The 13556-nt window shown below is 68.2% G+C and carries 8 protein-coding genes and 3 pseudogenes; 3 read left to right on the top strand and 8 right to left on the bottom strand.

Annotation, left to right across the window (positions count from 1 at the left end; all coding sequences use genetic code 11):
• The coding region (locus tag CCN51_RS08310) for a sensor histidine kinase (RefSeq protein ID WP_143675748.1) at positions 1 to 972 on the top strand (972 nt) is incomplete at its 5' end.
• A gap of 490 nt (positions 973 to 1462) precedes the next feature.
• On the opposite strand, the pseudogene CCN51_RS08300 reads toward CCN51_RS08310, so the two are convergent.
• Positions 1463 to 1819: pseudogene (locus tag CCN51_RS08300) on the bottom strand (transposase); the annotation flags it as partial.
• Between the two features lie 126 nt (positions 1820 to 1945).
• Here CCN51_RS08300 and CCN51_RS08295 point away from each other — a divergent pair.
• Positions 1946 to 3043 carry an integrase core domain-containing protein gene (locus CCN51_RS08295; protein ID WP_014173751.1) on the top strand — a complete coding sequence of 366 codons (1098 nt, stop codon included), beginning with the start codon at positions 1946 to 1948 and terminating at the stop codon, positions 3041 to 3043.
• Positions 3044 to 3074: 31 nt separating this feature from the next.
• Positions 3075 to 3734: pseudogene (locus tag CCN51_RS08290) on the top strand (IS30 family transposase); the annotation flags it as partial.
• A 368-nt stretch (positions 3735 to 4102) separates the two neighbouring features.
• On the opposite strand, the gene CCN51_RS08285 reads toward CCN51_RS08290, so the two are convergent.
• The 7 genes and pseudogenes from CCN51_RS08285 to CCN51_RS08255 all read right to left on the bottom strand — a co-directional run bounded on the left by CCN51_RS08285 (position 4103) and on the right by CCN51_RS08255 (position 12645).
• The gene (locus CCN51_RS08285) at positions 4103 to 4822 is read right to left on the bottom strand and encodes an SGNH/GDSL hydrolase family protein (protein WP_014173749.1); all 720 of its coding nucleotides are present in this window, start codon (positions 4820 to 4822) and stop codon (positions 4103 to 4105) included.
• Positions 4819 to 5283, bottom strand: coding sequence for a cupin domain-containing protein (locus tag CCN51_RS08280; protein WP_043486165.1), 465 nt, complete (start codon positions 5281 to 5283; stop codon positions 4819 to 4821). The genes CCN51_RS08285 and CCN51_RS08280 overlap by 4 nt, the downstream gene beginning before the upstream one ends.
• Positions 5284 to 5366: 83 nt before the next feature.
• Positions 5367 to 6191: an AraC family transcriptional regulator gene (locus CCN51_RS08275; protein WP_014173747.1), complete on the bottom strand. Its 825-nt coding sequence runs from the start codon at positions 6189 to 6191 to the stop codon at positions 5367 to 5369.
• Between the two features lie 13 nt (positions 6192 to 6204).
• Positions 6205 to 6417: a hypothetical protein gene (locus tag CCN51_RS08270; RefSeq protein ID WP_014173746.1), complete on the bottom strand. Its 213-nt coding sequence runs from the start codon at positions 6415 to 6417 to the stop codon at positions 6205 to 6207.
• Between the two features lie 237 nt (positions 6418 to 6654).
• Positions 6655 to 9787, bottom strand: a pseudogene (locus CCN51_RS08265) (Tn3 family transposase).
• 389 nt (positions 9788 to 10176) lie between these two features.
• Positions 10177 to 10626: a very short patch repair endonuclease gene (locus CCN51_RS08260; RefSeq protein ID WP_014173745.1), complete on the bottom strand. Its 450-nt coding sequence runs from the start codon at positions 10624 to 10626 to the stop codon at positions 10177 to 10179.
• A gap of 618 nt (positions 10627 to 11244) precedes the next feature.
• Positions 11245 to 12645, bottom strand: a complete 1401-nt coding sequence (locus tag CCN51_RS08255; RefSeq protein WP_014173744.1) for a tetratricopeptide repeat protein — start codon at positions 12643 to 12645, stop codon at positions 11245 to 11247.
• Positions 12646 to 13556 lie beyond the last annotated feature (911 nt).

The following is a 13556-nucleotide window of genomic DNA, read 5'->3' as shown; positions in this document are numbered from 1 at the left end:
CTGCGGGTCTATGTGGTGGTGCTGCCGCACGCAGCCGAGGACATCGCCGAAACAATCACCGAGGCCACCGACCGCCTGCTGCTGCGAGCCGGGCTCGTCAGCCTCGTACTGATCGCCGCCGTCGCCTACTTCGCCGTCCGCATCGCGCTGCGGCCGGTCGAAGCCATCCGCGTCCTCACCGCCTCGGTCACCGCGAGCGACCCCCGCGAACGCGTCACCGTCCCCGCCACGGGACACGAGATCACCGCCCTGGCCACCACCATCAACACCACCCTCCAACGCCTCGACAACGCCGCCGCCCAGCAACGCCGCTTCGTCGCGGACGCCGCCCACGAACTGCGCAGCCCCCTCACCACACTGCTCGCCAGCCTGGAAGTCGCGCTCGCCTACCCGGAACGCACCGACTGGCCCGCCGCGGCCACCACCGCCGCACGACAGACCCGCCGCCTCCACGCCCTCGCCGAAGACCTGCTGCTCCTCGCCCGCCTCGACACCCGCACCCCCATAGCCGGCCCCGAAACCGTCGACCTGACAGCCCTCGCCTCCCGGCTGACCGAGCAATACCCCCTCACCGAACGACCGTTGACCCTCACCTGCGACAGCACCGCCCCCGCACACGCACACGGAAACCCCGACGCATACGAACGACTACTGCGCAACCTCATCGACAACGCCGCCCGCCACGCCACACACCGCATCCAGATCACCGTCCGGAACCAGGACGCCTGGGTCGTCCTCACGGTGCACGACGACGGACCGGGCGTGCCCACCGAGGACGCCGAGCGCATCTTCGAACGCTTCGTCCGGCTCGACGACGCCCGCTCCCGCGACCACGGCGGCACCGGCCTGGGCCTCGCCATCGCCCGTGACCTGGCCCACCGCCACCGAGGCACCCTCACCCTCACCCCCCGGACCCTCGGAGCATGCTTCCAACTACGTCTCCCCCAAGCCCCAACCCCAGCCGAGGAATAGCGCGCTTCACCCAGGCAGCACTGGCCACCTGATGAGACACCGGTGGTCGGCCCAGCGCAAACGGCACGGGCGCCGCCAATTGCATCGGATGCGAACTGGCGACAGTTGCTGTGTCGGCACCGGCGAGGGCGGACAACACCTCGCTGAACAGGGATGTCCGGAACGTTGCGTCGCGCGACGGTAGCGGCTGGCGAGACCCGATAGTCGGCCGCTGTCACTCGTCCGGATGGACGACTGCGGTTTCGCTGCCGCCTCGCATTCGATGCGATTTTCTCGCATCGGATGCGAGCTACGGAGAGGGGTGGACAGTGAGGTTCAACGGGACGGCCCGGGGGCGGCGAGACTGTACCTCACGGACGGCGCCGAGGAGCTGTACAGCGACAGCGCGAGCAAGCTGTCCGACGGCATCGGCCGGATCTTCGACGCCATGACCGGATGTCCCACAATCAGGTTCGTCGCGGGCGGCACCCCGATCGACATGGCCTCGCGGCTGCCATTGACCGGCCGCGATCAGCCTCTCGACCACAGCCCGAAGCTGGTCGGCGGTGACGGCCGCGGCATCGTCGGCGGGCCCGAGCCGGACCACGTCCAGGATCTGCGTCCACGAAGTACGGTCCGGTGTCAGCGCGGCGATGAAGGAGTACGGCCAACCCGGGATGATCTGCGCGGCCTCCCGAGAACGGCCGTGGACGTGACAGAGCAGTCGCTCAGGCGAGCAGGCCGCGTCCGAGCGCAGCCACGGGGAGACGTCCACGGCGAGCACGATCCGCCCGTCAAAGCGCGGCATCGGCAGGGAAACCAGCAGGTTACGCGCGGCGTCGGTGTCGATCCTGCCATGGTTCAACGCTGCCCTTGCCGGAAACCTCATCCGCCCTGGTGGGGGGAGGTTCTTCGGGTTTCCCGGAATCTTGGCCGCGGTAGCTCGAACTGGCGCTCTCGCGCAGCTGCTATCAGGGCGTCATGATGATCGATCGTGCTGCTGCGACTGGCTTACCTGGGTGTGACGAACACGTTCGCAATGCTTCGCCTGCTGCCAATGACCGACCGGGACAAGGACGCGGAGATCCTCGCCCTACGCCACCAGATCACCGTGCTGGAACGCCAACTCGGCAAGGAAAAGATCCGGTTCACGCCCAGCGACCGGGCATTCCTGGCAGCGCTGCTGCACCGGCTGCCACTGCACGTCCTGCGACAGTTACGGCTACTCGTCCGCCCCGACACGGTACTGCGTTGGCACCGCAACCTCGTCAAACGCCGCCATGCCGCCTCCTGCCGACCCAAACGCCCGGGACGGCCCCGCACGGTGCGCTCGATCCGCATCCTGGTGCTGCGCTTGGCGAAGGAGAACCCGAGCTGGGGGTACCGACGCGTGCACGGCGAGCTGCTTGTGCTGGGGGTGAAGGTGGGCGCGTCCACTGTCTGGGAGATCTTGAAGGAGGCCGGCATCGATCCGGCACCCGAGCGGAACTCCAGTACCTGGGCCACCTTCCTTCGCTCCCAGGCTGATGCCCTGCTGGCCTGCGACTTCATGGAAACAGTCACCCTGTCGGGGATGCGGATGTACGTGCTCGTGGTGATCGAACACGACAGTCGCCGGATCCGGATCCTGGGCGCCACCACGCATCCGATCGCATCCTGGGTAGCCCAAGCGGCGAAGAACCTGGTCATGGACCTCGAAGACCTCGGCTGCCGGGCACAGTTCATGATCCGAGACCGGGACGGGAAGTTCCCCGAACTGTTCGATGCCGTACTCAAGGACGCAGGGATCGACGTCGTCCTCAGCGGCATCCAGATGCCGAGGATGAACTCGATCACGGAAAGGTGGATACAGACCTGTCGCCGCGAACTCCTGGACCGGACGCTGATCTGGAACCAGCAACACCTCCTCCACGCCCTACGCGAGTTCGAGCAGTTCTACAACGAACACCGACCACACCAAGGCATCGCGAACGCCAGACCGCTGCACCCCTTACCCCCACCGATCCACGACCCGGACACGTTAGCCCGCCTCGACATACGCCGGCACGATCGCCTCGGCGGTATCCTCCACGAATACCGGCATGCAGCGTGACCTGCGCGGATGAGATTTCCGGCAAGGGCAGATCTACCTCTCGCTCTACGACCCGCGACGTCGTCAGGCGATCGATCGCAGCCTCACCCAGCGGCTGCGGTCCGCGCGGCCCATGCGCCAGCCGAAGGTCGCCCGTCGGCCCACCGGCCGGGGCGTCATCCGCGGCATGGTGTCCATCAGCACCCGCCCTGCCGAAGTCGAGGACCGCAAGGTGCCCGGCCACTGGGAGGGCGACCTCGTGATGGGCACACGACCTTCGGCGGTCGCCACGCTCGTCGAGCGCACCACCCGCTACACCGCCATCGTCGCGTTGCCGGACGGCATCAAGGCCGAGCAGGTGGCGCCGCACCTCACCCGAAGCCTCCTCGGCATCCCGCCCCAGGTGCGACGGACGCTCACCTGGGACCGGGGCCGCGAGATGGCTGAACACCAGGCCATCACGGCCGAGACCGGCATGCCGATCTACCTCTGCAAACCACGCAGCCCTTGGCAGCGAGGCACCAACGAGAACACCAACCGCTTGCTGCGGCAGTACCTGCCCAAGGGCGCGGATCTCCGCACGTTCAGCCAGGCCGACCTCGACGCCATCGCCCACGAGCTCAACCACCGTCCCCGCAAAATCCATGGCTACCGCACTCCGGCAGAGGTCTACGCTGACCTCCTGAACAGCGGTGATGCGCTGACCGCTTGAGCCCGCCATCGTTTGACGACAGGGGGCAGGGTTCGATCCTCGGTCGCAGGGTTGAACCCTGGTGAGGGTGTCCAGCCTGCCCTTTTCCCGCCGCCCCGTTCGGCCTTACGCCCTCGCGGCCGCGAGAGGCCGGCGGCGGCGCCCGTTCTTCGCCCCGAGGCTGTGCTGTCCGTGAGTGTGAACAACGGCGGCCATGGCTGGGCCTCGGCTCTGCCAGTCGTTGCGGACCATGTAGGGGTGGGAACCGAATACGCCAGGAAGGGGCCGCATCGCCGGTGCTGGCGTGCTCGCCGCCAGCACCGGCGTCTGAATCGCACGCCACCTCCGCGCGGTAGTTGGCATCCATCTGGCTGCGGCTTTGGAACCAGCTACGCGTTCTGGGTCAGGAGACCGGCGTCGATGACCTCAGCGATCAGGGTGGCGCCGCGGCTGTTCTGGTGGATGTGGTCGGTCGTGAGCACGAGGTTTCGGCGCCGCGAGATCGTGTCGAGGTTGCGGCGAAGCACGGCGTGTTGGACGAGGACGCCGAGGCCCGCTGCGGGGGTCACCTCCCGGTAGGGAATCGGCGGTGGGTCCGCTTGGCGAAGTTCCTCGATCTGGCGTTCGTGGAGTGGAAGGTAAGTCACCTCGTTGGTGGTGGCGACTTCGGCGATCATCCGACTGTACCGCTGCGATGCCTGCGCCGCTGCTCCGTCGAGTTGTTGGCCGAGAACCGGGAGCGACAGCAGACCGATCGTCGCATCGGTCTCCGCTCGCAGTCGTTCGACGACGGCTCCCAGGCACTGCTGGAACCAGCCGGCTGACGGGCGTTCGGGGAGCTGTTTGCGCTTCATGACCTTATCGACGCGGTAGCCGGCAAGGCTCGCTCGGGCGTCGTTGGTCCCGATCAACACGGTGATGACGTCGGGCGGGTTCGCGATGACGGCGTCGAGGCTCCGCAAGAGGTTGTAGGCGAAGTCACCGTTGGCGCCGAAGCGGGCAAGCTGCAGATCACCGGGTGGGTGGCATCGTCCGAGGACGTCCAGGTAGTCGACGCTGATCAGCGCGCGGGTGAGGCTGTCGCCGAGGCAGGCGATGCGCGTCGTCATGATGCTTCCGGTCCCGGCACGCCGACGCGTTCGGTCGGGTGGGTGTCGGTGCGAGGACGGTGGTCGGTGCCGAGGCCGGCGGTGATGGTCAGGATGGACGTCAGCCCGGTCATGTCGACCGCGTGCCACACCCCGGCCGGGTTGATGGTGGCCTGGCCGGGCCCGAGCAGAACGCGGTCGGGCACTCCGTCCAGGTCGCGGGTGACCGTCACCGACCCGCTGAGGCAGACGACCAGTTCGTCGCCGGCGGGGTGGCTTTCCCAATGGTCGCCGGGGCCGTCGCCGTCGAAGATCATCACCATCCGGCCCTCGGCGCCGTCTGCCGCAACCGCGGCGCTGTAGGCCTGGAGCGCCTCCGGGTCCCAGGCGAAGCCCTCGACGGGTTTCGCTGTCGATCCCAGTCCGAGGTGCACGGGGGTGGTCCGCAGGTCGATGGCGTTGTGTTCGTTGACGAGTCTCATGCCGACGATCGTCACACCGCAGCGACCGGGCGGTCTTGAAGGAATGGGAACACAAGCCGACGCGACGGGCGGTCGGTCGGCGACTACCCGGTCCCGAGGAGGACCTCGCTGTGACGCCAGGCCGTCGGCGTTCGGCCCGTGAACTCGCTCCAGTCCCGCACGAGGTGGGCCTGGTCAGCGTAGCCGGAGATGGCCGCCACATCGGGCCACGGGAGCCGGTCCCGCGCCGTCGCCAGGTCGTGCGCGTGCTCGAAGCGGAGAACGCGGGCGAAGACTTTCGGCGACAGGCCCATCTCGCCACGGAACCGTTCGGTGAGGTGCCGGCGGCTCCAGCCCAGTTCCGCGGCGACTGCACCGACCTGGACGCAGCCCCGTGCGGCGACGAGGCGGCGCCAGGCCTCGGCCACCTCGGGGCGCATCCGGCGCACATGGTCGCTGCCGGCGCCACGACCAACAGCTCGCAGGAGCAACTCGTCCAGTACGGTGAACCGCGCCGCCCATGTCGATGCCGCTCGGAGCCGGTCGGCCAGTTCGACGCCAAGCGCTCCGAGAAGCTCGTCCAGTGGGACCAGTCGGTGGGCGAGCACAGCGGCGGGCATGCCGTAGATGGCCCGAGCCCCGAGCGGTGTCAGCGCCACCTTCACACCTTGCTGGCGTCCGTCGTGGTGGATCGCGACGGACCGGCCCATCAGACCGCCGGCCACACTGCCGAATCGGGTGACCGGTGACCCGTCGCCAACGCCCGCCGCCACCTCCAAAGGGTCTGACAGGCTGATCACCGCAGTGAGAACGCGACTCGGCGGGCCGCAGTGCACCCCCGCCGCGAGCCCGCGGAGGTCGAAACCGACATACGAGTCGACGTACCGCCGCAAGGCGGGCGCCGGACGTGCACCGATCCCGGTGGCCATGCGACCTTCCTCCCTACTCGGAGTACGAGCCGGCGAGCCCGGCAAGATCATCGACCGGACCGCCGTGCCGCTTGCCAGTCCGGTCCGCGTCCACCACGCACGGCACGTCCTCGGCCAGCCCCAGCACGCCACGCAGATGAGCCGGCGCGGACCCGGGAACCTGGTCCAGCCTCGGAAGTACCCCAGGTACGAACCGCGGGTACGCGGTGCGGTCGATCGACGTCACTGACACCCGGAAGAAACACGACTCGACAAAGACCCGAGCAGCCTAACCACCGCGGACCAGCTGCCCGACATTGCCCCCGACCAGCAATTCCGCGGCTTCACGGCCCCTTTCCGGCGTATTCGGGTTGCCACCCATGTACGGCATACCAGGCAGCCTGACATCAGCCCCCCTACCGGCGCTTGCGATTTCCGAGCACCTCGGCCACCTGATATGCCCGCGTCACCCCGATGTGGGCGTTCAGTCCACGCCTTCGTCGTCCTCGTCCAGCTCGGGCGCGTCCGGGTCGCGCAGCGGGCGCAGGGCGTCGGCGGCCGGGGTCGAGGCGGTGAAGCTGTAGCGGCCGAGCAGGTTCAGGTTGCGATGCTTGAGCGGGGAGAGCCGGGTGATGTCCTCCTCGCGGATCTCGTGGCCTTCGGCCTGGAGCTGGGCGACGGCGGCGTCGATGTAACGGGTCGTCCAGAGCACGATGGCGTTGAGGACCAGGCCGAGCGAGCCGAGCTGGTCCTCCATGCCGTCCCGGTACGCCTGGTGGATGGTGCCGCGCTTGCCGTGGCATACGTCGCGGGCCAGCTTGTGGCGGGACTCCTGCACGGTGAGCTGCCGGTTCATCTGACGGCGGTAGGTGTCGTCGACCGGGTCGACCACGCGCAGCAGGTGCTCGGTCTTGGCGATGCGCCCGTACTCGGCGAACGCCGATCCCAGCGGGGTCGGGCGGCCGTCGCGGCCGAACATGCGCAGCAGGTCGTAGGCGCGGACCTGGTTGGTGACCAAGGAGCCGGCGACCTTCAGCATGTCCGGCCAGTGCGTGATCACCTTGTTCAGGTTCACGCGGTTGCGGGCCAGGTCCTCCACCGGGCCGTAGGCGCCGGTCTCGACGCCGGGCATCGTGGCCTGCCAGAACCGCTGGTCGTCCAAGTCGCGGAACCTGGGTGAGAAGTTGTAGCCGAGGATCTTGAACAGGCCGAACACCATGTCGGAGTAAGAGGCGTTGTCGGTCGCCACCATCTCCGGCTTCACGCCGCCGTCAAGGTTCAGCAGCGCGTCCAGGATGTGCAGGGAGTCGCGCGGGGTGCCAGGGACGACCATCTGCCCGATGCCCGCGACCTGGTCGTTGACTGCGTTGAGCCAGGTGATGCCGCGCTTGAACCCGAAGTACTTCGGCGACGGCGCCGCGCTCACGGTCCGCACGGGGACGACGAACCGCAGCCCGTCCACCGAGGCGAGCAGGCCGTCACCCCAGAACTTCACGATGGGCACCTCGGCCTGGGCGGCGATCAGCGCGGCGTTCGCCGCGGCGATGGTGTCGGCGCGCAGGTAGTACTGGTCGACGTGCACGAGCCGGGCCCGGGTCAGCGCCTCGTAGCCGGGGTTCACCACCGGGGCCAGGCCGATGTTGCACGCCTCCGAGACCAGCAGCGCGACCACCGAGGTGGACAGGTCCTTCATCCGCGTGGTGCCGTCCCCGAGGTGCACGAAGGCGTCGAGGAAGCCGGTCCAGGCGTTCACCTCGAACAAAAGGTCCGGCAGGTCGATCTTCGGGAGCATCTTCTCGACCCGCTTGCGCAGCCAGGTCAGGGACTTCGGTTCGCCGAGCGCGCCGAGCTTGTCGACGTTCAGCTTCACCCGCCCGTCGTCCTGCACCTCGATCGACACCTTCGCCGCCGGCCCCGCCTCCTCCAGGCGTTCGGCGAGCTGCTTCCATCCGGCGTCCAGGCCGCGCACCAGCTCCGCCAGGTGCTCCTCCACGGGCATGTCCAGGCTCAGGGCCGCCAGGACGTCCTCCTCGACCGCGTCCCAGTCGGGCCCGTCCAGCAGTCGGGCCCGCGGGTTGGACCAGCGGTGCGACGGGGCGGCGAACACGTCGCGGTTGTTCAGGGCCCGGTGCAGCTGCTCCAGCACGCACACCACGTACGCGTCCCGGTCCACCGCGCCCTGCGGCAGATCCGGGTTGGCGTACACCGCCTTGCGCCACGCGGGCGGCACGAGCTTTTCGTCCACCTCGCGCGGCAACAGCGGCTTCATCCCCACCTTCCGCCGGGCCAGCGCCGACAGGCCGCGTACCCCGGCCAGGACCCGTTTCCCGGGCGCTCGCCGCGTCCAGCGCCTTCGACTCGCCCAGCAGGGACAGGAACGGGCGCACCGTGGCGTACCGGTTCGCGAGCGCGGCCCGCATGGCGACCTCGGCCGAGTTCTCGTCCTCGGGCACCAGCGTCACCACGGTGGCCGACGCGCTCAGCACGGCGGCGCGCGGCGCGACCTCTTCCAGCGCCGCCCACAGCGCGGCCACGTCCAGGTCCGCCTCCTGCTCCTCGACCAGCTCCAGCTCCTCGAACAGCACCTTCGCCGCCCGCGCGAGCACCCGCGACGCCTTCTCCAGCTGCGGCAGCGTCGACAGCCGCTCCTTCTCGGTCTTCCGCTTCGCCGTGTTCAGCAGCCGGGTGGCCATCAGGACCTGGAACAGGTCCAGAGCCTCGTCGATCGCCTTCGCCTCCAGGTGCCGCATCACCGCGGTGAGCATCGCCGTGCGCTTCGGCTCCGCCGCCCGCTCCAGCAGCGGCGCCTTCGACCCCAGCGCGTGCCGGGCCAAAGCGGCCATCCGGTTCGGCGGGATCTGCGACAACTTCAGCCGCCCCGGCCGGTACGCGCCGATCTCGTCCACCCGCTCCAGCGCACGGGCGAACGCCGTCCCTGTCGTCCGCGTCGGCGGCCGGCGCAGCCGCTCCAGCTCCGAGAACCGGGAGCCCTCCGGCGTCTTCAGCGTCGCCACCAGGTCCCCGGGCAGCGCCGGGGCGGCGCGGCGTGCGGCGCCCGCGACCGTGGCGTGCAGCCGCTTTTCCGCGACCTTCCGGACCTCCGATACCTGCCGGGCCAGCACCGAGACGCCCGGCAGCAGCACCCGGTTACGGCGCAGCCAGCCCACCGCGTGGTCGAACAGGGCCTTCGGGCCCTCGGCGTGCGTCCACGCCCGCCCGTGCAGGAACGTACGGAACCGCCGCGACCACTCCGGGTCGTCGTACTCGTGGTACTCGTAGGCGTCCCGGATCTCCCACGCGTGCTCGTACGCCGTCTTCGGTCGCTCGGTGTACCGCTTCACCACCGACGGGTCCTCGATACCGAGCTGCCCGGCCAGGTGCTCGATGACCGGCCACGGCGCATCCAGCGGGTCGTCCGGGAGGAACCGGCCGATGTAGCGCACCGTGCACATCTGGAGCGCGAAGCCGAGCTGGTGGTGCGTGGAGCGTCGCAGCGCGATCAGATCGCGGTCGACGTCGTCCAGGAAGAAGAACCGCTCCAGCTCGGGGCGGGTCGGCTCCTCGGCGAACTTCCCGTACGCCTCGGCCTGCTCATCAGTCAGAAACTCCACCGGCACGAGCGGACCGTAGCCAGCCCGGGAACCCTCCCGCCGATCTTTCCGCGAACCCCAGCGGAGCCCCCGACCGGCGTGCTAATCGACCATGATCGTTCTCAGCGCCAACCGCTGTACCGATGTTCCCCGAGGCCAACCTTGCGGACTCCCCCCGAACACTGCACGAATCTGAGCCCGCGTACGGACATCACCGGGGTTGATCACTTCAGCACTAGCGGTCATGAGTTGCCCCTAGATCACCGCACTGACAGCGCTGCCAGCATCGCGCCAAGGAGCCAACTTGCCTGCTGGAACATGGGAGGCGCACGGGGCCTCCGATGCCACCGGCAGCCGAGGAAGCCGGCACGAACACCGTCCACCCGCTCCTTGCCCCAGTTCAGTTGCCGCTGGGATCACCGGGCGACGTTCTGCCGACGGGTCGCTACCACGTCGCGAACTCGCGCAGCGACTGCATCCGGTACCTCATGCTCCCAGAAGCGCAAAACAGCCCAGCCCAAGGCGCTCAGGTGCTCCGTAGTCTCGCGATCTCGCAGCACGTTGCGCTCCAGCTTCGCCCGCCACCAATCAGCATGCTTCTTCGGGCTGGTCGCATGGCTAGGGCAGCCGTGCCAGAAGCATCCGTCAAGGAGGACGGCGACCTTCTGTCTGGTAAAGGCAATGTCGATGCTTCGGCGAGGCAGGCCAGGCACCGGGATGTGGATTCGATAGCGTAGCCCGGCCCGATGAAGGATCCGTCGAACGGCCAACTCCTGGGATGTGTCACGGCCAGGCTGCAGACTCATTCGGGCGGTAACGGCGGGAGACGAGGGCAAGGGAGAGGCCATAGCCCCAGTTTCTCCCATCCGCCCCGAGCTGTGGTTTGTTGGACCAGGGAGTAGGGGTTGAGGTGGTGTCCTCTGCTGACCGCGTCGAGCAGGGCCTGCAGTTCGGGAAGCGGGGGCGTGTCGGACCATGCCCGCCAACAGCGTCGCAACGCGGTCGAGGGGGTAAGCCAGCTGCGGACTGCGAGCAGTGCCCGCGGCCAGTAGGGCAGAAGGGGCTGTTGAGGTAAGCGTGGGCCCCTCTCTGGCCGCCCGGTGGGGTCGGCGTTGGGGACGGGCTCGGGGTTCGGGTCCGGATCAGGCTGGCTGGGTCTAGGTGTCCCAGCAGAAGGAGAAAGCGCGGTTGACCAGGGTCTGCTGGCGGCGGATGACGGCATCAGAACGGACCTGGAAGTCGGCCCAGCCCGAAGGCGCCAAGGCCACCGGCGAGACCCGAGAACCATGACGTGTCTCACGGCAACCCGCAGGGTGACCAAGGCAACGACGGGGACAGCCGCAAGACCGTGAAACAGTCCCCGCAGCACTACCTTCCGAATCGAAGCTCGCAGATCTCGTACTTGATCGTTGTCTTGGCTATGTGTCCCCGGCAGGGACTGCCCGTGCGATCCAGCCCCGTCCAGCACCGCCACGAAAACGGAGTTACGGTGACTCTATAGGCTCGTTCAAGGTGGCGAGTTGCTGCTGAACGCGGAGCGCATCGCCCTCGCGATGTTGCGCCTCATACAGTTCGAGCGCTTGTTGCCACGTTCGGCGGGCCTGGTCTTTGTCGTGGATGGCGTGGGTGTGGCCAAGGTGGTCGAGCGTGTCTGCTTGGGCTGATGTGTCGCCGAGGTACCGGTAGTGGCTGAGGGCCTGCTGATAGTGCTCTGCCGCCTGGTCGTGCTGGCCTGTGTGGTGAGCGATGTAGCCCAGGCTGATCAGGGTTCTTGCTTCGCCGCTGCGGTCTCGTCCGTTACGGCACCGGTCCAGGGCCTGGGTACAGTACTGGTGAGCCTGTTCGTAGTTGCCGAGTCTTGCTGTGTACCAGCCAACTTCGTTGAGGGCGTGGGAGCCACTGACTTTGACGCCGAGTTCCTCGTACAGCCGCAACGCCTGCTGGACATGCTCCAGCGCCCGCTGGTTGTCGCCCTGTTGTTCCCACGCCACAGCAACGGCGCGATGGGTGTGTGCCTGGCCGAGGTGATCACCGTCCCGCTCCGCGCCTGCAAGACCTTCCTCCAGGTAGGCAAGGGCTTCGTCATGCTGCCCGAGTTGTGCGCAGGCACGGCCAAGGTGTCGGTACGAGCGGGTGCGGGTGTGCGGATCGTCGAGGTGCTTTGACGCTTGCGCACCAGCCTTCCACGCGGTCAGATTGTCGTGAAGGTGCCCTTGCCTAAGCTGGAACGTGGTGAGTGTCCACGCCAACTGCCACACCGGTGCATGCCATGCCTTTTCCACGGCCATGTGCTGGATGGCCATCAGGTTGGCGCGTTCGGCGTTGAACCATGCCATCGCCTCACTGGCATCGGCGAGTGGCTGTGGCTGGCACCCATCGGGAAGCTCACCGAGCTCGATCGAGGCGTGGTGCCGGGCAATGAGCCGGTCCGCGGCGTGCGCGGTGTGCGTGCTGAATTCAACCAGGCGCTGCAATGCCAGATCGCGTTCACCAGCAGGCTGGTCCTGGCGCGCCTGGTCGGCTGCGTACACCTGGACCAGGTCGTGCATCCGGTATCGGCCCGCAGCATGCTGTTCCACCAGGGAGACTCGCTCCAGCGCGCGCAGCACAGTCCTTACTCGCGCCACCGGCAAACCCACGAGGCTGGCGGCAGCGGGCACACTGATGTCCGGGCCGGGAGCCAGGCCGACCATGCCGAACACCATGGCCTGCTCCGGTGTCAGGGCCTGGTAAGACCACGACAACACCGTTCTCAGGCACGCCATCGGCGCCCCGACATCCAGCGCCCCCAGCCGCGAGGAAGTATCGCGCAGCTCGGCAGCCAGCTCCGCGGGCGGAACATGAGGCTCCAGAACCGCCCGGCTGGCAACGATGCTCAACGCCACGCTGCACCCAACCGCCGGATTCCGCGCTCGGTGAGTACGTGTGCTGGCGGCGTCGTGGTTCGGAGCAGGGACGCAGTGCGGATGAGGAACCGTCATGCGACGCCCGGCGCGGGCGTGCAAGGGGGCGCGGGAGCGGGTGATACGGGCCCAGATGATCGAGCTGAACCAGAGTGCGGGTGCCATCGCCAACGCCCTACACGCAGACGACAGTGCGCCGGTGGCCACACGGTGCCAATCCCCACGCCCGAAGCCGTGCTGCTCAGCGTGCCAACGAAGGATGCAAGTTGCTCACGCTGCGCCACGAGAACGCAGCCACAGCGCTGCACCGTCAGATCAACGGCCGGAACCACTATGGGCCCGTTGACCGATTCTGGCGAGCGGCGCTGCCGGGTCATGAGGTCTCCCCCATGGCACCAGACACTGCGAGTGCCAATAAACCCATCCGCGCAAGTCAGATGCTGCGCGTGCTGTCTAGCTCCCTAGCCACCCAGCATCGGGCATCAACGCTGGGATGTCTGCTCCGGCGACACCACACCCCCGGCACGCCCCTGCCTCGCTTGGCACACTTTTTCTTACCATGGGGTCCCAGCGGACTGTCTCACTACGGCGCCACAGAGCCGGATACGGCGCTCACGCCCTGGGAGTGCCCCATCTGCCGGCGGACGACAAGGGGCTTTGCCCTGCCTTGACGCGGGGCGCACCCTGGCAGCCAGGAACCCCACGTGCGAGCTGCCTGCGAAAACCGGCCCGGATAGATCAGCAGCAGTCCGCCCTCCCCCTGTCGCATGGGGAGCACGGCACCGCGCTCCCACCCCGAAAGGTGGCCGAGAGCCGACAAGGGGTCCTTATGCCTCTCGATGTAGAGAGCATCCGAATCGATCGGGTGACCCCGGGGGTCTGCGGTTGACGAC

Origin of the sequence: Streptomyces milbemycinicus (genome assembly GCF_002154605.1) — a bacterium.
GTDB classification, from domain to species: domain Bacteria; phylum Actinomycetota; class Actinomycetes; order Streptomycetales; family Streptomycetaceae; genus Streptomyces; species Streptomyces milbemycinicus.
This window is presented reverse-complemented; position numbering and strand designations above follow the sequence as displayed.